General features: G+C 62.1%; 14 protein-coding genes and 2 tRNA genes. 4 read left to right on the top strand and 12 right to left on the bottom strand.

The features are described 5' to 3' along the window. Positions 1-80: 80 nt before the first annotated feature. Together rlmB and rnr are read right to left on the bottom strand one after the other, a co-directional pair. On the bottom strand, positions 81-836 hold the full coding sequence (rlmB, locus tag MOQ67_RS03770; protein WP_017849746.1) for a 23S rRNA (guanosine(2251)-2'-O)-methyltransferase RlmB: 756 nt from the start codon (positions 834-836) through the stop codon (positions 81-83). Then, positions 833-3,469, bottom strand: a complete 2,637-nt coding sequence (gene rnr, locus MOQ67_RS03765; RefSeq protein WP_017849747.1) for a ribonuclease R — start codon at positions 3,467-3,469, stop codon at positions 833-835. Before rnr ends, rlmB begins: the two co-directional genes overlap by 4 nt. Positions 3,470-3,693: 224 nt before the next feature. On the opposite strand from rnr, the gene MOQ67_RS03760 reads away from it, so the two are divergent. The 4 genes from MOQ67_RS03760 (at position 3,694) to MOQ67_RS03745 (ending at position 6,778) form a co-directional block, all read left to right on the top strand. Next, a tRNA-Leu gene (locus MOQ67_RS03760) sits at positions 3,694-3,780 on the top strand. A 176-nt stretch (positions 3,781-3,956) separates the two neighbouring features. Beyond that, a tRNA-Leu gene (locus tag MOQ67_RS03755) sits at positions 3,957-4,043 on the top strand. A gap of 144 nt (positions 4,044-4,187) precedes the next feature. After that, the gene (locus tag MOQ67_RS03750) at positions 4,188-5,213 is read left to right on the top strand and encodes an extracellular solute-binding protein (protein WP_017849748.1); all 1,026 of its coding nucleotides are present in this window, start codon (positions 4,188-4,190) and stop codon (positions 5,211-5,213) included. Then, the gene (locus MOQ67_RS03745; RefSeq protein ID WP_017849749.1) at positions 5,213-6,778 is read left to right on the top strand and encodes an ABC transporter permease; all 1,566 of its coding nucleotides are present in this window, start codon (positions 5,213-5,215) and stop codon (positions 6,776-6,778) included. The genes MOQ67_RS03750 and MOQ67_RS03745 overlap by 1 nt, the downstream gene beginning before the upstream one ends. A 108-nt stretch (positions 6,779-6,886) precedes the next feature. Here the strand turns inward: MOQ67_RS03745 and MOQ67_RS03740 are convergent, their stop codons facing one another. From MOQ67_RS03740 to MOQ67_RS03695, 10 genes are all read right to left on the bottom strand, one after another. Then, positions 6,887-8,821, bottom strand: a complete 1,935-nt coding sequence (locus MOQ67_RS03740; protein WP_026140382.1) for a methyl-accepting chemotaxis protein — start codon at positions 8,819-8,821, stop codon at positions 6,887-6,889. 139 nt (positions 8,822-8,960) lie between these two features. Continuing rightward, positions 8,961-10,250, bottom strand: coding sequence for an adenylosuccinate synthase (locus tag MOQ67_RS03735; RefSeq protein ID WP_017849751.1), 1,290 nt, complete (start codon positions 10,248-10,250; stop codon positions 8,961-8,963). A gap of 54 nt (positions 10,251-10,304) precedes the next feature. Then, the gene (locus MOQ67_RS03730) at positions 10,305-11,492 is read right to left on the bottom strand and encodes an ATP phosphoribosyltransferase regulatory subunit (RefSeq protein ID WP_017849752.1); all 1,188 of its coding nucleotides are present in this window, start codon (positions 11,490-11,492) and stop codon (positions 10,305-10,307) included. Between the two features lie 280 nt (positions 11,493-11,772). Further along, positions 11,773-12,639 carry a protease modulator HflC gene (gene hflC / locus MOQ67_RS03725; protein ID WP_017849753.1) on the bottom strand — a complete coding sequence of 289 codons (867 nt, stop codon included), beginning with the start codon at positions 12,637-12,639 and terminating at the stop codon, positions 11,773-11,775. Continuing rightward, a complete protein-coding gene (gene hflK, locus MOQ67_RS03720) occupies positions 12,639-13,814 on the bottom strand; it encodes an FtsH protease activity modulator HflK (protein ID WP_017849754.1) in 1,176 nt (391 codons plus the stop codon). Before hflK ends, hflC begins: the two co-directional genes overlap by 1 nt. Positions 13,815-13,910: 96 nt before the next feature. After that, positions 13,911-15,212: a ribosome rescue GTPase HflX gene (gene hflX, locus MOQ67_RS03715; protein ID WP_046384903.1), complete on the bottom strand. Its 1,302-nt coding sequence runs from the start codon at positions 15,210-15,212 to the stop codon at positions 13,911-13,913. A 12-nt stretch (positions 15,213-15,224) separates the two neighbouring features. Then, positions 15,225-15,485 carry an RNA chaperone Hfq gene (gene hfq / locus MOQ67_RS03710; protein WP_017849756.1) on the bottom strand — a complete coding sequence of 87 codons (261 nt, stop codon included), beginning with the start codon at positions 15,483-15,485 and terminating at the stop codon, positions 15,225-15,227. A gap of 94 nt (positions 15,486-15,579) precedes the next feature. Beyond that, complete coding sequence (gene miaA / locus MOQ67_RS03705) at positions 15,580-16,551, bottom strand: tRNA (adenosine(37)-N6)-dimethylallyltransferase MiaA (protein ID WP_017849757.1); 972 nt, start codon at positions 16,549-16,551, stop codon at positions 15,580-15,582. Then, the gene (gene mutL, locus MOQ67_RS03700; RefSeq protein ID WP_017849758.1) at positions 16,551-18,464 is read right to left on the bottom strand and encodes a DNA mismatch repair endonuclease MutL; all 1,914 of its coding nucleotides are present in this window, start codon (positions 18,462-18,464) and stop codon (positions 16,551-16,553) included. Before mutL ends, miaA begins: the two co-directional genes overlap by 1 nt. After that, complete coding sequence (locus tag MOQ67_RS03695; protein WP_017849759.1) at positions 18,464-19,885, bottom strand: N-acetylmuramoyl-L-alanine amidase; 1,422 nt, start codon at positions 19,883-19,885, stop codon at positions 18,464-18,466. The genes mutL and MOQ67_RS03695 overlap by 1 nt, the downstream gene beginning before the upstream one ends. Positions 19,886-19,898: the final 13 nt, after the last annotated feature.

The following is a 19,898-nucleotide window of genomic DNA, read 5'->3' as shown; positions in this document are numbered from 1 at the left end:
CAGTCACATTATAGGTAACTGATCTACCGCAATCGGGAGCAAGCCCCCTCCCACATTTTGCATCTATGCCAGGCCCGACATTACTTCTTGGTCTTGCCCTTCGCACCGCGCTGGCGCTGGGCTTCGAACAGGCACACGCCGGTAGCGACCGATACGTTGAGACTGCTGACGCTGCCAGCCATCGGCAGATGAACCAGGTAATCGCAATGCTCGCGAGTCAGGCGACGCATGCCCTTGCCTTCGGCGCCCATGATCAGGATGGTCGGGCCGGTGAGGTCCTGGTCATAAATGCTGACCTCGGCCTCCCCCGCCGTACCCACGACCCACAGGCCGCGCTGCTGGAGTTTCTCCAGGGTGCGCGCGAGGTTGGTCACGGCCACCAACGGAATCACTTCCGCCGCGCCGCACGCGACTTTACGCACAACCGGCGTCAACGTGGCCGACTTGTCCTTGGGCACGATCACCGCCAGCGCACCGGCAGCATCCGCAGAACGCAGGCAGGCGCCGAGGTTATGCGGGTCGGTCACGCCGTCCAGCACCAGCAACAGCGGTGCGCCTTCGGTGCGGTCGAGCAGCTCGTCGAGCATCGCCTCGCCCCACACCTGGCTCGGGCTGACATCCGCGACGACGCCTTGGTGGACGCCTTCAACCCACACGTCCATTTCGCGACGCTCGGCCTGGCCGATCGCCACACGGTTTTCGTTGGCCAACTCGACCAGCGCCTGCACGCGCGGCTCGCTGCGACCTTCCGCCAGCCAAACCTGTTTGACGCGTTTAGGGTGATGACGCAGCAGCGCTTCTACGGCGTGGACGCCGTAGATTTTTTCCAGACTCATGACTTGGCCTTAGGTTTACGCGACCCGCCGCTTTTCGCGGGAGCCGAACCCGCTTTTGGCGGGCCTTTACGGTGTTTACTGGGCTTGCTCGACGGCTTTTCCGCCGTGTGGGGCTTTCCCCCAGACGCCGCTTTACCACCGCTTTTGGCTTCGTTGAGCAACTGCTGCTTCAACTCACGGCTTCTGCGCAGTTCGGCGTTTTTCGCCGCTGCGTCACTTGGGCGGTAGGCCTCGGGAACCTTGTCCTTGGCCGCCGGACGACGACCAGCCTTGGCCGGCGCAGGCTCGGCAACCGCGGCTTTCGCAGGAGCGCCCTTGCCTTGGGTGGCCGGCGCGGCGGTTTCGCTGCCACGTTTTTTACGGCCGATCGGCGCGGCGATGGTTTTTTCGGCCATCTCGAAGTCGATCTTGCGTTCGTCCAGGTCGACGCGCATGACGCGCACTTCGACCGTGTCGCCCAGGCGGAAACTGCGACCGGTACGCTCGCCCGCCAGGCGGTGATGCACAGGATCGAAGTGGTAGTAGTCACCCGGCAAGGCGGTGACATGCACCAGGCCCTCGACGTAGATATCGGTCAGCTCGACAAACAGACCAAAGCCGGTCACGGCCGTGATCACGCCAGGGAACGACTCGCCCACGCGGTCCTTCATGAACTCGCACTTGAGCCAGTTCACGACGTCGCGGGTGGCTTCGTCGGCACGGCGCTCACTCATGGAGCACTGCTCGCCGAGCTGTTCCAGGGCCGCTTCGTCGTAAGGATAGATCCGCGCCTTCGGAATGGTCATGGCACCGGCGCGCTTGACGTGCGGGGTGTCCTGCTTGGAGTGGATCACGCTGCGGATCGCGCGGTGCGTGAGCAAGTCCGGGTAACGACGGATCGGCGAGGTGAAGTGGGTGTACGCCTCGTAATTCAGGCCGAAGTGGCCCTGATTGTCGGCGCTGTACACCGCCTGGCTCAGCGAACGCAGCATCACGGTCTGGATCAGGTGGAAATCCGGACGGTCCTTGATGCTGGCCAGCAGTGCCTGGTAATCCTTCGGCGACGGGCCGTCCTTGCCTTTATGCAGGGACAGGCCGAGCTCGCCGAGGAAGGCGCGCAGTTTTTCCAGACGCTCCGGCGGCGGGCCGTCGTGTACCCGGTACAGCGCAGGAATTTCGTGCTTCTTCAGGAATTCAGCGGTGGCCACGTTGGCCGCCAGCATGCATTCCTCGATCAGCTTGTGCGCGTCGTTGCGGGTGGTCGGGGTGATCTCGGCGATCTTGCGCTCGGAACCGAAGATGATCCGGGTTTCCTGGGTTTCAAAATCGATCGCGCCACGCACATGACGTGCGCCCAGCAGCACCTTGTACAGCGCATACAGCTGCTTGAGATGCGGCACCACACCGGCGTATTCGGTACGCAGGGCCTTGGCTTCGCTGGTCTTCGGCGTTTCCAGGATGGTGCTGACCTTGTTGTAGGTCAGGCGCGCCTGAGAGTGGATCACCGCTTCGTAGAACTGGTAGTCGGTCATTTCGCCGGTTTTCGAGAGGGTCATCTCGCACACCATGGCCAAACGGTCGACTTTCGGGTTCAGCGAGCACAGGCCGTTGGACAGCTGCTCAGGCAGCATCGGGATCACGCGCTCAGGGAAATACACGGAGTTGCCGCGCACCTGGGCTTCGTTATCCAGCGCCGAACCGATCTTCACGTAGCTGGAGACGTCGGCAATCGCCACGTACAACTTCCAGCCGCCGGAGAACAGGCGCAACTTGCCAGGCTTGGCTTCGCAATACACCGCATCGTCGAAGTCGCGGGCGTCTTCGCCGTCGATGGTGACGAACGGCAGATGGCGCAGGTCGATGCGCTTTTCCTTGTCCTTCTCTTCGACTTCCGGCTTGAGCTTGGCGGCTTCCTTGAGCACGGCTTCGGGCCAGACGTGAGGAATATCGTAGGTGCGCAGCGCGACGTCGATTTCCATGCCCGGCGCCATGTAGTTGCCGACCACTTCGATGATATCGCCCTGAGGCTGGAAGCGCGGGGTCGGCCAGTGGGTGATTTTCACCTCCACGAACTGACCGACCTTGGCCGCGCCATTGCGGCCCGGGGTCACCAGCACTTCCTGCTGGACCTTCGGGTTGTCCGGAATGACGAAGCCGATGCCGCCTTCTTCGAAGTAACGCCCGACGATGGACTCATGGGCACGGGACACCACTTCGACGATCACGCCTTCACGGCGGCCGCGACGGTCCAGGCCCGACACGCGCGCCAGCGCACGGTCGCCATCGAACACCAGGCGCATTTGCGCCGGGCTCATGAACAGGTCGTCGCTGCCGTCATCCGGGATCAGGAAGCCAAAGCCGTCACGGTGGCCGGCAATGCGACCCAGGATCAGGTCGAGCTTGTCCACGGGCGCATAGGTGCCACGGCGGGTGTAGATCAACTGAGCATCGCGCTCCATGGCACGCAGACGGCGGCGCAGGGCTTCGAGCTGGTCTTCGGTGGTCAGACCGAATTCTTCAACCAGCTGCTCGCGGCTAGCAGGCGAACCACGATCGGCGAGATGCGCCAGGATCAGTTCGCGGCTAGGAATAGGGTTTTCATATTTTTCCGCTTCACGAGCGGCCTCGGGATCGAGGGACTGCCAATCGGCCATTAGAGAGTTTTCACCTTGTCTATATGCGGGTTAGTTTGGCATACGCGTATTGAAACGGGAAATTTCAGGCGTCAACAAGCGTTTTAAAGCACTTTGTGACCCCCAACACGCACCTTGTACGACCATTGGCGAAATTTTCCAGGCTTTTTTCATGGCAGGGGTTTACAGTTCAAAAGCCACTCCGTATAGTGCGCGCCATCGACGACGGCAACGTTGAAGATACTGCCCAGATGGTGAAATTGGTAGACACGCCAGCTTCAGGTGCTGGTGACCGCAAGGTCGTGGAAGTTCGAGTCTTCTTCTGGGCACCAATTCAAAACTCGAGGTCAGCCTTGAGTTATCCAGAAACCCGCGAAAGCGGGTTTTTGCGTTACAGTCCTTTGATTCTTAACGAAAAACTGATTTATATTTTCGAATCAGGGGTTTACAGATCAAAAAGCGCTCCGTATAGTTCGCTCCATCAACAGCGGCAACGTTGCTTGATAATGCCCAGGTGGTGAAATTGGTAGACACGCCAGCTTCAGGTGCTGGTGATCGCAAGGTCGTGGAAGTTCGAGTCTTCTCCTGGGCACCAAATTCAGATCAAACCCGCGAAAGCGGGTTTTTTCGTTTCCGGGGTGTGAAAACCGCCCCCTGGATTTCTCCCTCATCCGCACTTGAGAAGCTTTATCGTTTATCCTTGCAACGATTTGTTGCACTCAAGCGAGGAAACTTCCGGATGATGACCCGTGGCACCCATCTCAAGACATCCCTTCTGCGTGGCCTTAGCCTCACTCTGCTCGGCCTGACCCTGCTCTCGCCCACCGCCTATTGCGCCGACAAGGTTGCCCTGACCCTGTACAACGGCCAACACAAAGAAGTCGGCGATGAACTCGCCAAAGCCTTCGAAGCCAAGACCGGCATTCACGTCAACGTGCGCAAAGGCAGCAGCAACCAACTGGCCAGCCAGGTCGTCGAAGAAGGCGCGCGCTCCCCGGCCGATGTGATCTACACCGAAGAATCGCCGCCGTTGAACAAACTCGGCGAGCAAGGCCTGCTGGCGAAAATCGACGCCGGCACCCTCGAGGTATTGCCCAAGGATTACATCGGCAGCCAGGGTGACTGGATGGGCGTGACCGCACGCACCCGCGTCGTGGCCTTCAACCCGAAACTGATTGCCGAGAAAGACCTGCCCAAGTCGGTCCTGGATTTCGCCCGCCCCGAATGGCAAGGCAAGGTCGGCTTCGTGCCCACCAGCGGCGCGTTCCAGGAGCAAGCCGTGGCGATCATCAAGCTGCACGGTCGCGAAGCCGCCGAAGAATGGCTGACCGGCCTGCGCGCCTTCGGCAAGGTGTACAGCAACAATATGGTCGCCCTCAAAGCCGTGGAAAACGGCGAAGTCGCCAGCGTGCTGGTGAACAACTACTACTGGTTTGCCCTGAAGAAGGAAAAAACCAACCTGGACTCGCAACTGCACTACTTCACCAACGGCGATGCCGGCGGCCTGATCACCGTGTCTTCCGCTGCCGCACTGAAATCCAGCAAGCACCCGCAAGAAGCCCAGCAACTGCTGGCGTTCATGGTCAGCGAAGAAGGCCAGCGCGTAATCACCAACACCTCGGCCGAATACCCGCTGCGCAAGGGCATGGAGTCCAGTCGCGGCCTGAAGCCGTTCAGCGAGCTGCAACCGCCGAAAGTCACCCCCGCCGACCTGGGCAACGCGCAAGAAGCCCTGGACCTGGAACGTGACGTTGGCCTGAACTGATGAACGCATCGCTCCGCGCTGCCGCCCTGCGCGGGGGCTACAGCCCGCGACGCAAGCGCCCGTCGATCTGGCTGTTACTACCCGTGCTGCTTCTCGTGGGCTTGAGCCTGCTGCCGCTGGCGTATGTCGGGCTCAAGGCCTGGCAAGCGGGCTGGGCGGAGGCCGTGCATCTGCTGTGGCGCCCGTATGTGTTCGGGCTGCTGCGCAACACCCTGGCGCTGATGGTCGGGGTGACGCTGGCGTGCGGCGTGATCGGCCTATCCCTCGCCTGGCTGCTGGAGCGCAGCAACCTGCCGGGGCGCCGTCTCTGGGGCGTGATCCTGTGCCTGCCGTTTGCGGTGCCGGCGTTTGTCAGCGGCTTCACCTGGGTGTCGCTGAGCGCTAACTTCGAAGGGCTCGGCGGGGCGATCCTGGTGATGACCCTGTCGAAATACCCGCTGGTGTTTCTGCCGGTGGCGGCGACCCTGCGCAATCTCGACCCCTCCCTCGAAGAGTCCGCGCGCACCCTGGGGCTGAATCGCTGGGGCGTGTTCCGGCGCATCACCCTGCCCTTGCTGTGGCCGTCGCTGTTGGCCGGGGCATTGTTGATCGCGCTGCATATGCTGGTGGAATTCGGCGCGCTGTCGATCATCGGCCTGCAGACCTTTACTACAGCGATCTATCAGCAATTCGAACTGGAATTCAGCAACGCCAATGCAGCGATGCTGTCGGCGGTGTTGCTGGCAATGTGCTTGACGCTGCTGTGGCTGGAACTGCGCGTGCGCGGCAAGGGCCGACATGTGCGGATCGGCCAGGGCGCGGCGCGGCATGCGGAACAGGTCCGACTGGGCAAGTGGGCGCCATTGGGGCAGCTGTATTGCCTGGCGCTGGCGATCATCGGCAGCGGCATTCCGCTGGGGATGCTCGGCTATTGGCTGGCGGTGGGCTCGTCGGCCGCGTTCCCGGTGGCCGAGATTGGTGAGGCGCTGCTGTCCTCCCTGGCGCTGTCGCTGGGCGGCGCGGCACTGTGCCTGGCACTCGCGGTGCCGGTGGGGTTGCTGGTGGTGCGCTACAAAGGCCCGCTGGCGCTCTGGGCCGAGCGCCTGCCGTACTTGCTGCACGCCCTGCCCGGCCTGGTGATTGCGCTGACGCTGGTGTACTTCGCCTTGCACTACGTTCCGGCGCTGTACCAGACGTCGGCACTGCTGCTGATTGCCTATGCGCTGCTGTTTCTGCCGCTGGCCCAGGCGCCGATCCGGACGGCCTTGAACAAGGCGGCACCGCAGTTGGAAGAGGCTGCACGCACGTTGGGTGCGTCGTCGTTCAGTGCCTTTTGCCGAGTGACCCTGCCGATTATTTTCCCGGCTTTGGGGGCGGCATTCGCGCTGGTGTTTCTCGATGCGATGAAGGAATTGACCGCGACATTACTGCTCAGCCCAACCGGGCTGAATACCCTGGCGACAGCGGTGTGGGCGCATACCTCGAATATCGAATTCGCGGCGGCGGCGCCGTATGCGGCGTTGTTGATTCTGGTGTCGGGGTTGCCGGTTTATTTGCTCACGACGCGGATGTATCTGAGTCGCTGAAACCGCTATCGGGGGCAAGCCCCCTCCCACAGTTGACCGGGTTCCAGCTTTGGAATGCAGTCGAATGTGGGAGGGAGCTTGCTCCCGATAGCGACGGCACAGACCACACTAAGCCCGGAACTGCCCCAGGCTCGCCTTCAACTGCGCCGCCAAGCCATCCAGCACCTTGCCGCTGGCCGTGGTTTCCACCACAGCCTGTGCGGCACGCTCGGCCTGGGCATGGATCACCTCGACCCGCCCACGCACCGCATGCGCGCCCTGGGCCTGATGCTCGGCCGCACGAGTGGCCAGGCCAATCGCCGCATGTACCTGCTCCACCGAGGCCTGCACCGTCTGCTGCAAGCGCACACTGTCGCGCAGCACCAGCAAGCCTTCGTTGGCCTGGCGCCCGGCCTTGCCGATGGTTTCGACGGCCTCGCGCGCGCCCTGCTGCAACGCCACGATATGTGCCTGGATATCGCCGGTGGAGCTTTGGGTTTTACTCGCCAGCGCACGCACCTCGTCCGCCACCACCGCAAAGCCACGCCCGGTCTCACCGGCACGCGCCGCTTCGATGGCCGCGTTGAGCGCCAGCAGGTTGGTCTGCTCGGCGATGCCATGGATCACCGTCAATACCACTTCGATCTGCTCGCTTTGCGCGGCGAGGCGCTCGATGACCTTGGAACCGGCCTGCACCTGGCCCGCCAGCGCTTCGATCAAGCTGCCGACTTCAGCCGAAGTGCGTGAGTTTTCATCCGTGGCCTGGCGAATATCCACCACCTGCTGCAGAGCGGCTTGCATCGCATGGCTTTCGGCCTGCGCCTCATCCGCCATCTGCGACAGCGCGCGCAGGCTCTCGGCCACTTCGTCGCGCTGCAAACCGGCAGCCGCATCGGCGCCGGCATTGCGCAAGGTCATCGCGCCGATTTCCACACCGGTACGCTGCGCCACATCGCCGGCCTCGCGCACGATGGGCTGCAACTTATCCACAAAGCGATTGACCGCCGACGCCATGTCGCCGATCTCATCTTTGCTGTTGATCTGCACACGCTTGGTCAGGTCGCCCTCGCCCGCCGCCAGATCATCCATGGCCGCGATCAACAGTTTCAGGCGATTGACCACCCGCCGCCCGAGCACCACCGCGATCAACAGCAGCACACCGAAGCCGACCGCCGCGAGCCCCATACCGATGCGCCAGCGCAAGGTGCCCGCCGCGTCCTGCACGGCATTGGTGGTGTTGGCGGTCATCTGGGTGGCGGTCGCCTGCGCCGACTGCAACCTCGCGCCCATGGCGGCCGCGCTATCGGCCGCCGCACCTTTGAGGCTATCGCCCACCAACTGATCGCCGCTGGCGATCAGTGTCGCAAAGCGCTTATCCAGCGCCTGCAGGTTGGCTTCCACCGACGCGGTCGAGACCCCCATGCGAACCTTGCCGATCTCGACACCGTTGGGGCTGATGGACGCTTCGACGTAGTACACGGAAGAGTCCGCCTTGGCGGCGTCCAGCACTTTATCCAGGGCGCGGTCGCCCTTGCCCTTTTCCAGCAGCGCCTGGTTGATCGGGTTTTCCCGGTTCAGATAGCGGGTCAGATGCTCACCGGCGGCGTCGTCGTAAACCACGAACAACACGTTGGGATTGCGCTGGGCCCGGCGGGCGAACTCCGACAGCGTCGGCACATCGTTGTCCCACATGGCGCGAGGCGCCACGGAGGCCAGCAGTTGCGCCATGTCGTTAGCGGAGTCTTGCAAGTCTTTTTCCAGGGTCGCACGCAGTTGCTTCTGCTCTTCCTGCAGGCGCGCAGAAAGCCCAGCGGTCAGACGCTGACGGGTACTGCTGGACAAGCTGTCCAGGCTGGATGTGACTTCCTTGCCGGCCTGGGCCAATTCGCCGGACAGTTTCTGACTGTCGACCCCCAGGCGATTGCCCAAATCAGCTTCCAGCGCCGTGACTGTGCTCCGAGTAAGAGCGACCGCCACCAGCACTTGCACCAAAAGAGCGATACCTAGGGTAACGAACACCGGCCGCAACAGACGACTTTGTAACAATGAGAGAACGGCAGACATCGGGAATCCCTCCACCACGGGTGCCATTAATTTGATAGCACCGCGAAAGAAGGAAATACAGCAAGGGTCGTGCCGTTTGGCGAACTTAAACGAAAAAGGGCTCCCTGAGGAGCCCTTTGCGTTTTACATCAACAGCTTATTAAGCGAACGGGTGACGCAGAACGATGGTCTCGTTGCGGTCCGGGCCCGTCGAAATAATGTCGATCGGTGCGCCGATCAGCTCTTCAACGCGCTTGATGTAAGCACGAGCGTTGGCGGGCAGCTCTTCCAGGGTCTTGGCACCCACGGTCGATTCGACCCAGCCCGGTACTTCTTCGTACACCGGCTGCAGACCTACGTAGCTGTCAGCGTCAGTCGGGGCAACGACCTTACCTTCTGCATCTTTATAACCGACACAGATGTTGATGGTTTCCAGACCGTCGAGTACGTCCAGCTTGGTCAGGCAGATACCCGAGATGCTGTTCACATCGATAGCGCGACGCAGGATAACGGCATCGAACCAGCCACAACGACGAGCACGGCCAGTAGTCGCGCCAAACTCGTGACCTTGTTTAGCCAGGTGCGCGCCCACTTCGTCGAACAGTTCAGTCGGGAATGGACCCGAACCGACCCGCGTGGTGTAAGCCTTGGTGATGCCCAGGATGTAGTCCAGGAACATCGGGCCAACACCCGAACCGGTAGCGACGCCGCCAGCGGTGGTGTTAGAGCTGGTCACGTAGGGGTAGGTACCGTGGTCGATGTCCAGCAACGAACCTTGGGCGCCCTCGAACATGATGTCTTTGCCAGCGCGACGCAGGTCGTGCAGCTCGGCCGTCACGTCCAGCATCAGCGGCTTGAGCAGCTCAGCGTATTCCTTGCATTCGGCCAGGGTCTTGTCGAATTCGATGGCTGGCTCTTTGTAGTAACCCACCAGCATGAAGTTGTGGTAATCCACCAACTCACGCAGTTTGTCTTCAAAGCGCGGCATGTTGAGCAGGTCGCCAACACGCAGGCCACGACGCGCAACCTTGTCTTCGTAGGCTGGGCCGATACCGCGACCGGTAGTACCGATCTTCAGCTCGCCACGGGCCTTTTCACGAGCCTGGTCCAGCGCGACGTGGAAGGACAGGATCAGCGGGCAGGCCGGGCTGATACGCAGGCGCTCGCGCACCGGTACGCCTTTCTCTTCCAGCTTGGTGATTTCCCGCATCAGGGCGTCGGGTGCAACCACCACGCCGTTGCCGATCAGGCACTGCACGCCTTCGCGCAGGACGCCCGACGGGATCAGGTGCAAGACGGTTTTTTCGCCATCGATGACCAGGGTGTGGCCAGCGTTGTGGCCACCTTGGTAGCGCACTACGGCGGCAGCATGTTCGGTCAGCAGATCAACGATCTTGCCTTTGCCCTCATCACCCCATTGGGTGCCCAGGACTACGACATTCTTACCCATAACACTTGTCCTCATTCGCGCAAACTTGGTGCCGGCGATGGCCGGCAGGAAAACTCAAGAAGCCAGTGGCGATACTTGCCAAAGCCCGTTCTGCAGAATCAATTGCCGGTCGCAGTCCGCTTCACGGGCGGCGGCCAATGGCTGCCCAGGCAACGCCTGGACGACACGCTGACCCTCACCGCGCAACTGACAAACCTGCTGCCAGAGTGCTGCGTCCGTACTGTCGGGCATCCAGATGCCACCAGACGGCAGCTCGACCTCAGCACGCCCCAGGGTCACCAGGGTTTTCAAATCGGTGGAAAAGCCGGTGGCCGGACGCGCACGACCGAAGTCGGCGCCGATATCGTCATAACGACCGCCCTGGGCGATGGCCTGGCCAACACCCGGCACAAACACAGCGAACACCACACCGGTGTGGTAGTGGTAACCGCGCAACTCGCCCAGGTCGAAATACAGCGGCAGTTGCGGGAACCGCGCCGACAACTGCGCGGCAATCGCCAGCACGTCATCCAGTGCCGCCAATACTGGCGCCGGCGCATTGGCCAGGCGCTCACGGGCAGCGTCCAGGACTTCGCGGCCGCCGCACAGGTTCACCAGCGCACGCAGCATGTCAGCCAGTTCGGCCGGCACGCCTTCGGTCAGGGCGACGACTTCATCGATTGCCTTGCGCTGCAGGGCATCGAACAACTGTTGCTCCACTTCACCGGACAAACCGGCCGCACGCGCCAGGCCACGGTAGATACCGACGTGGCCCAGGTCCATGTGGACATCCGGCACGTCAGCCAGTTGCAGCATGGCCAGCATCAGGCTGATGACTTCCACGTCGCTGCTCGGGCTGGCATCGCCATACAACTCGGCGCCCAACTGGATCGGGCTGCGCGACGACGACAACGCCCGCGGCTTTGCATGCAGCACACTGCCGGCATAGCACAGGCGGCTCGGGCCTTCGCGACGCAGGGTGTGTGCATCAATGCGCGCCACTTGCGGCGTGATGTCGGCACGGAACCCCATTTGCCGGCCCGATTGCGGGTCAATGACCTTGAACGTGCGCAGATCGAGGTCCTGGCCCGCGCCGGTCAGCAGGGATTCCAGGTACTCGATATGCGGGGTCACGACAAACTCGTAACCCCAGCTCTGGAACAGATCCAACACCTGGCGACGCGCTACTTCAATGCGCGCAGCTTCTGGTGGCAGTACTTCTTCGATGCCATCTGGCAGCAGCCAGCGGTCTACCGTTGCCATTACGCCATTCCCCTATGATCCGGGCGGCCAGCCCTCGGCCGAGCCTTGAGTGAAGCAGAAAATGCCCGCCCCCGGCATAAACCACGCGCAAGAGCGACGTGACGAACGGCCTGCAAACGGCCTCGTCGGGCACTTTCCTCGAAAAACCTGTCGCGCCTGCCGAATCAAACATGCAGACGCAAAAAAGCCGGGAATTTCCCGGCTGCCGCATCATACACCCGTTTTCTCAAAGGATCACCCCGCCAGGCGTTTTAGCCGCCCGACGGGAGTGAACAATGAGTTACTTGGACTTTTCCAGGTAGCGGAAGAAGTCGCTGCTCGGGTCCAGCACCATGACGTCGGTTTTGTTCGCAAAGCTTTCACGGTAGGCACGCAGGCTACGGTAGAACGCGTAGAACTCCTGATCCTGGCCGTAGGCTTTGGCGTAGATCGACGCGGCTTGCGCATCACCGTCACCACGCGCCTCTTCAGACTCGCGATAGGCCTCGGCCAGCAGTACGCGACGCTGACGGTCGGCATCCGCACGGATACCCTCGGCCAGTTCGTTACCTTTGGCGCGGTGCTCACGCGCTTCACGCTCACGCTCGGTGCTCATGCGCTCGAACACGCTGCGGTTCACTTCCTTCGGCAGATCGATGGCCTTGACCCGGACATCGACAACTTCGATCCCCAGCTCTTTTTCCGCCATCGTATTCAGCGAACGGGTGATATCCGCCATCAGCGCATCACGTTCACCGGACACCACCTCGTGCAGGGTGCGTTTACCGAACTGGTCACGCAGGCCCGATTCCAGACGACGCGACAAACGCTCGTCGGCAATCTGCTTGAGGCCGGAGGTCGCGGTGTAGAAGCGCTCGGCATCCTTGACGCGCCACTTGGCGTAGGCGTCAACCATCACGGCTTTCTTTTCCAGGGTCAGGAAACGCTGTGTCGGTGCATCCAGGGTCATCAGGCGCGCGTCGAACTTGCGCACCTGGTTGACGTAGGGGACTTTCACATGCAGGCCCGGCTGGACGTCTGCCTGGACCACGCGACCGAATTGCAGCAGCACCGCACGCTCGGTCTGAGCGACGATGTAGAAGCAGTTCCAGGCAGCGATGACCACGACGACGCCCACAATCAGGGCGGTCAGCGATTTATTGCTCATCAACGACTCTCCCTGGTACGTGTTTGCTGTTGCAGCAAGTCAGCGGCCGCGCGGGCGCTCGCTTCGTTGGCAGCGGCATTCGAACCGGTGGCCGGTGCGCTGGCGCCACTACGTCCACCCTCGATCATCTTGTCCAACGGCAGGTACAGCAGGTTGTTCTGCCCACCCTTGCCGCCGGTCACGAGAACCTTGCTGGTATTGCTGAAGACTTCCTGCATGGTGTCCAGGTACAGACGCTCACGCGTGACTTCCGGTGCCTTGCGGTACTCGGCGACCAGTTTGGTAAAGCGATCCGCCTCACCCTTGGCGCGGGAGACCACTTCATCGCGGTAACCGTTGGCATCTTCAAGGATGCGCTGGGCCTGACCACGGGCTTCCGGCACGACGCCGTTGGCGTAGGTTTCAGCCTGGTTGCGCGAACGCTGCTCGTCTTCACGGGCGCGGATCACGTCATCGAAGGCTTCCTGCACTTCACGCGGTGCCGCTGCGCTCTGTATGTTGACCTGGGTGACGGTGATACCAGTGCGATAGGTGTCGAGGAACCGTTGCAGGCGCTCCTTGATCTCGCTGGCCATCAATTCACGACCCTCGGTGAGCACCTGATCCATCGCGGTGGAACCCACCACGTGGCGCAGGGCGCTCTCAGTCGCCTGTTGCAGACTGATCTCAGGTTGATCGACGTTCAGCACGAAGTCCTGCAGGTTGCTGATCTTGTACTGCACGGTCAGCGGCACTTCGACGATGTTCTCGTCTTCGGTCAGCATCTGGCCCTGCTTGGTGTAGGCACGCTCACGCGTGACGTTCTCCATGTACTTCTTGTCGATCGGCGGGAAGTAGATGTTCAGGCCCGGGCCGACAGTCTCGTAGTATTTGCCGAAGCGCAGCACCACGGCTTGCTCCTGCTCGTCCACCACGTAGACCGCGCTGTATAGCCACACGGCCGCGAGCACGACAAGCCCAAGGCCCAGCAGGCCATAGCCGCCGCCCTTGCTTGTGCGACCGCCATCGTCACCACCGCGTTTTTTTCCACCACCGAACAACCCATTCAGGCTTTCCTGCAGCTTTCGGAAGGCCTCGTCGAGATCCGGCGGCCCCTTGCGGTCGCCATTATTGCGGCGCTTACCACCCCAAGGATCCTGATTATTCGAGTTGCCACCCGGCTCATTCCAAGCCATAGCGCTCTCCATCTGATAAAGCAAAGACGCACCCACGGCGCGCCGACCAATGCTACAGAATGCCTGCTACTGCGGCACAACCGCTTTCTCAGGCTTTTATTGCAAAGTGTGTTGCTCGATGAACTCTGTCGGTACAACGCCTTCGCGACTGACCAGCCGATTCAGCTCCGAGCGCGGCAATCGAACGGCCAGCAAGCTGACGCCATCTTCATCGTGTTCTTCTTTCTGTACCGCGCCCAGCTCGAAAAACTGTGCACGCAGTCGAGCAAAACGCTGAGGCAAGCGCAAGGTGCCGACGAACAAATCGTTGCCGAGCAACTCGGCAATCGCTTGCTCGAGCAAGTCCAGGCCCCGGCCATCACGCGCCGACAGCCAGACCCGCTGGGGCTTGCCGTCCTCGTCGCGCTGAATTTGTGGCTCAACGCCTTCAAGCAAATCGAGTTTGTTATAGACCTCGAGGATGGGCAAGTCCTGGGCACCAATCTCGCCCAGCACCACCATCACCTGTTCAATCTGCAACATGCGATCCGGCTCGGCCGCATCAATCACGTGCAACAGCAGGTCGGAGTTGCTCGACTCTTCGAGCGTAGACCGAAACGCCTCGACCAGCTTGTGCGGCAAGTGCCGAATGAAGCCCACGGTGTCGGCCAGCACGATCGGCCCCAGGTCGGCCAGTTCCAGGCGGCGCAGGGTCGGGTCGAGGGTCGCGAACAGTTGGTCGGCCGCGTACACGTCCGACTTGGTCAAGTTGTTGAACAGCGTGGACTTGCCGGCGTTGGTGTAACCCACCAGGGAAACGGTCGGGATATCCGCACGGCTGCGGCCACGTCGCGATTGTTCGCGCTGGCTGCGGACTTTTTCCAGCCGGCCCTTGATCTGACGCAGGCGAACCCGCAACAGTCGCCGGTCGGTTTCCAGCTGGGTCTCGCCCGGGCCACGCATGCCGATACCGCCACCCTGACGCTCAAGGTGAGTCCAGCCGCGCACCAGCCGGGTGCTCATGTGGTCAAGCTGGGCCAGTTCAACCTGGAGCTTGCCCTCATGGGTACGCGCGCGTTGGGCGAAAATATCGAGAATCAGGCCGGTACGGTCGATCACGCGACACTCGAAAACACGTTCGAGGTTACGTTCCTGACTGGGCGTGAGGATGTGATTGAAGATCACCAGATCGGCCTGTTCGGCATGGACCAGGTCGCGCAGTTCCTCGACCTTGCCGCTGCCAATCAGGTATTTGGCGGTTGGCCGATGACGCGGCACGTTAAAAAACGCAACGGTCTCGGCGCCGGCCGAATTAGCCAACTCCTGAAACTCCTGCGGATCTTCGCGCGCCTCAGGGTCCTGTCCATCCAAGTGAACGAGGATCACTCGCTCACCACCACCGTGGCGCTCAAAGAACAAAGGAGACTCCTATCAGGCGTTACCTGGCTCAGCGTCACCCTGTTCGCCATCAGTCGCGCTAGGCAGACGGATTGGACGGACGGGAACGACTGTCGAGATAGCGTGCTTGTAAACCATTTGGCTGACGGTGTTTTTCAGCAGGATAACGAACTGGTCGAACGATTCGATCGTACCTTGCAGCTTGATACCGTTGACCAGGTAGATGGAAACCCCCACTTTCTCTTTACGTAAAGTATTCAAGTAAGGGTCTTGTAGCGAATGCCCTTTTGACATGTGCCGCACTCCTTTAAGGATCAATAATAAAAAATCGGAAAATAAATAGCTTATGGCCGTCACACCCCCAAGGATAGACGGCAATTGCAAGGACTCAGCTCAATATGGAGACCGTTCCCAAGTATTTCAAGGCGCGTGACAGATTGTCGCTGTCCAGGCTGTCCAGCCAGTGCAAATCGCTCCAGCTGCGCAGCCAGGTGAACTGGCGCTTCGCCAATTGGCGCGTGGCAATGATGCCGCGCTCCTGCATTTCGGCTGACGTCAGCTTGCCATCCAGATGATCCCAGACTTGGCGATAGCCTACAGCACGTATCGAAGGCAACCCCGGATGCAGGTCACCTCTTGAACGCAGTGCTACGACCTCCTCCACGAACCCCTGTTCCAACATAATTGTGAATCTTTGTGCAATTCGTTCATGCAGCACCTGGCGATTTGCCGGAGCAATCGCCAGATTCGCCACAGTATAGGGCAATTGTGAGCGCCCCGATGCGCCTGCGTCAGCACTTTGCGCAGATTGTCGCTGCCGATGCTCGGTCATGGTCTGACCACTTACCCGCCAGACTTCCAGAGCTCGACTGAGGCGCTGCGGATCGTTGGGGTGGATGCGCGCAGCGGACACCGGATCGACCGCCGCCAGTTGCTCGTGCAGGGCTTGCCAGCCAAGGCGCGCCGCTTCTTCTTCAAGCTCGGCGCGCACCTGAGCGTCGGCCGGCGGCATATCCGCCAGGCCTTCCTGCAAAGCCTTGTAGTAGAGCATCGTGCCGCCCACCAGCAGCGGGATGTTGCCACGCGCAGTGATATCGGCCATGGCCGCCAGGGCATCGCTGCGGAAATCCGCCGCCGAATAGCTCATCGCAGGGTCGATGATGTCGATCAAGCGGTGCGGATATTGCGCCAGCAACTCCTTCGAAGGCTTGGCCGTGCCGATGTCCATGCCGCGATAAACCAGGGCCGAGTCGACGCTGATCAGTTCGCAGGGCAGCACTTTGCTCAGCTCGATAGCCAGGTCGGTCTTGCCGGCGGCCGTGGGGCCCATCAGGAAGATCGCGGGGGGCAAGGCACTCATCAGCGGCCGCGCAAGAACAGTTTGTCCAGATCGTCCAGGCCCATTTGGGTCCAGGTCGGTCGGCCATGGTTGCATTGTCCGCTGCGCTCGGTGTTTTCCATGTCGCGCAGCAGGCCGTTCATTTCCGGCAAGGCCAGGCGGCGATTGGCGCGGATCGCGCCGTGGCAGGCCATGGTGCCGAGCAGCTCGTTGATGTGCGCCTGGATACGATCACTGGTGCCGTACTCCATCAGGTCCGCCAAGACGTCGGCCACCAACCGGTTGGCCTCGGCTTGCTTGAGCAGCGCGGGAATCTGGCGAATCGCCAGCGTTTCCGGGCCCAGGCGTTGCAGTTCAAAACCGAGTTTCTGGAACACGCTGGCGTGCTCTTCGGCACAATCGGCTTCGCGCTGGCTGACCGCCAGGGATTCCGGCACCAACAGCGGCTGACCGCTCAGGCCTTCGCTGGCCATGGCGATTTTCAGGCGCTCGTACATGATCCGTTCGTGGGCCGCGTGCATGTCCACCAGCACCAGGCCGTGGGCGTTTTCCGCGAGGATGTAGATACCCTTGAGCTGCGCCAATGCATAGCCCAGTGGCGGAATATCCCCGCCACCTTCGGGCAACGCGACCGCGCTCGGCTCGGCGCCCGGCAGCGGCGCAAAGAATTCACGATAGGCCGCCTGGGCCTCGGCCGCCGGCACCGCCGATTGCGGACGCGGGGTGTATTGATACTGATAGCCCGCCCCCGAACCCGAACCCGGCGCCGTGTAGCTCGGCTGGGGTTGCGGCGACTGCAGCAGGTTGCCCGCCAGGCTCATTTCGCCCTGCGGACCGAACTCGCCGGCTTGCGGGCCGCTCGGACGAACCACCGCCGTCACGATCGGCGCGGACAGTTGGTCATCCGGGCGCACATCGCCCAGCGCGCGGTGCAAGGTGCCGTAGAGGAAGTCATGCACCATGCGCCCGTCACGGAAGCGCACTTCATGCTTGGTCGGGTGTACGTTGACGTCGACCACCGATGGGTCGACCTCGAAAAACAGCACAAACGTCGGGTGCCGCCCATTGAACAGCACGTCGCGATACGCCTGGCGCACCGCGTGGGCCACCAGCTTGTCGCGCACCGCCCGGCCGTTCACAAAGAAATACTGCAAGTCCGCCTGGCTGCGGGAGAACGTCGGCAACCCCACCCAACCCCACAGGCGCAGGCCATTGCGTTCGATTTCAATCGGCAGCGCCTGCTCCAGGAACCCCGCGCCGCACACCGCCGCCACCCGCCGAGCGCGCGCGGCGTCGTCGTTGGCTTCGTGCAGGCTGAGGATGGTCTTGCCGTTGTGGCGCAGGTGGAATGCCACGTCGAAGCGCGCCAGGGCCAGGCGCTTGATGACTTCCTGCAGGTGATCGAATTCGGTTTTCTCGGCCTTGAGGAATTTGCGCCGCGCCGGGGTGTTGAAGAACAGGTCGCGCACCTCCACCGAAGTGCCCACCGGATGCGCAGCCGGCTGGACCCGAGGCGCCATGTCGCGGCCTTCGGTTTCCACTTGCCAGGCCTGGTCGGCGCTGCGCGTGCGGGAGGTCAGGGTCAGGCGCGCCACGGAACTGATCGAGGCCAGGGCCTCACCGCGAAAGCCCAGGCTCATCACCCGCTCAAGGTCTTCCAGGTCGCGAATCTTGCTGGTGGCGTGCCGCGCCAAGGCCAGCGGCAGGTCATCGGAGGAGATGCCGCTGCCGTCGTCACGCACCCGCAGCAGCTTGACGCCGCCTTGCTCCACATCGACATCGATGCGCTTGGCGCCGGAGTCGATGCTGTTTTCCAGCAACTCCTTGATCACCGACGCCGGCCGCTCGACCACCTCGCCCGCCGCAATCTGGTTGGCAAGGCGCGGGCTGAGCAGTTCGATGCGCGAGCCGCTGTTGAGGATCGATTCGCTCATTACTGTGCCGCCAATTCAGTGCCGGGGATGGTCAACACCTGGCCGACTTTCAGCTCATCGGTTTTCAGGTGGTTGGCGCTGCGCAACGTCGCAGACGACACTTGGAAGCGCACCGCCAACATGGCGAGGGTATCGCCAGGCTGTACACGATGGTCACGTGGGCCCTGGGCGATTTTCCCGGAGTCGCGCAGCCAGGCGACATACGAGCCCGGTGGCGGGTTCTGCTGGAAGAACTGGCGCACGCCGGAGCTGATGGAACGTGCCAATGCCTGCTGATGGCTGGCGCTGGCCAGTTTCGAGGCTTCGTTGGCGTTGGAAATGAACCCGGTTTCCACCAGGATCGACGGGATGTCCGGCGATTTCAACACCATGAACCCGGCCTGCTCCACGCGCTGTTTGTGCAGCGATGTCACGCGACCGATGTTGCTCAGGACTTTCTGCCCGACGTTCAAGCTGGAGGTCAGCGAGGCGGTCATCGACAGGTCGAGCAGTACACCGGCGAGCATCTTGTCCTTGTCGTCGAGGGACACGTTGCCGGCCCCGCCAATCAAGTCGGAACGGTTTTCACTGTCAGCCAGCCAGCGGGCCGTCTCGGATGTGGCGCCGCGATCCGACAGGGCAAACACCGAGGCGCCGAAGGCGGCAGCCGACGGCGCGGCGTCGGCATGGATCGAGACGAACAGGTCGGCACCCTTCTTGCGCGCAATTTCGGTGCGACCGCGCAGCGGGATGAAGTAGTCGCCGGTACGGGTCAGCTCGGCGCGATAACCTTTCATGCCGTTGACCTGGCGCTGCAATTCACGGGCGATGGCCAACACCACGTCTTTTTCATGCTGGCCACGCGAGCCGGAAGCGCCCGGGTCTTCACCACCGTGACCGGCGTCGATCACCACGATGATGTCGCGTTTACCCGCTGGCGCCGGCGGCGGCGGTGGCAACTTGACCTGCGGTTGCGACGGGTTGACCGGCACGGCCGGTACGGTCGCCACGCTCGGCGTCGGCGCGGGCGGCGGTGCGGCATCGGCGGCGTTGTCGAACAGGTCGACTACCAGGCGGTTGCCGTATTGGGCGTTGGGCGCCAGGGAGAAACTTTTCGGGGTCACGGCCTTTTTCAGGTCGATGACCACGCGCAGATCGCTCGGCGTGCGCTGGGCCGAACGCATGCTGGTAATCGGCGTGTTGGCAGTGGAGATTTTCAGCGGCGCGGCCAGGGTCGCACCGTTGATGTCGATCACCAGGCGATCAGGCGCCGTCAGGGTAAAGACGCTGTGCTGGACCGGGCCAGACAGGTCGAACACCAGTCGCGTGTTATCCGGCGCTCGCCACAGGCGAACACTCTTCACCTGTGAAGCAGCCAGAGCATTGACAGTCATTGCCGCAAGCAACACCCCTACGACAGCAACCAACGCGCGAAAGCGCATACCTAACCCCACC

Source organism: Pseudomonas sp. LY-1, from assembly GCF_053502595.1.
This window is presented reverse-complemented; position numbering and strand designations above follow the sequence as displayed.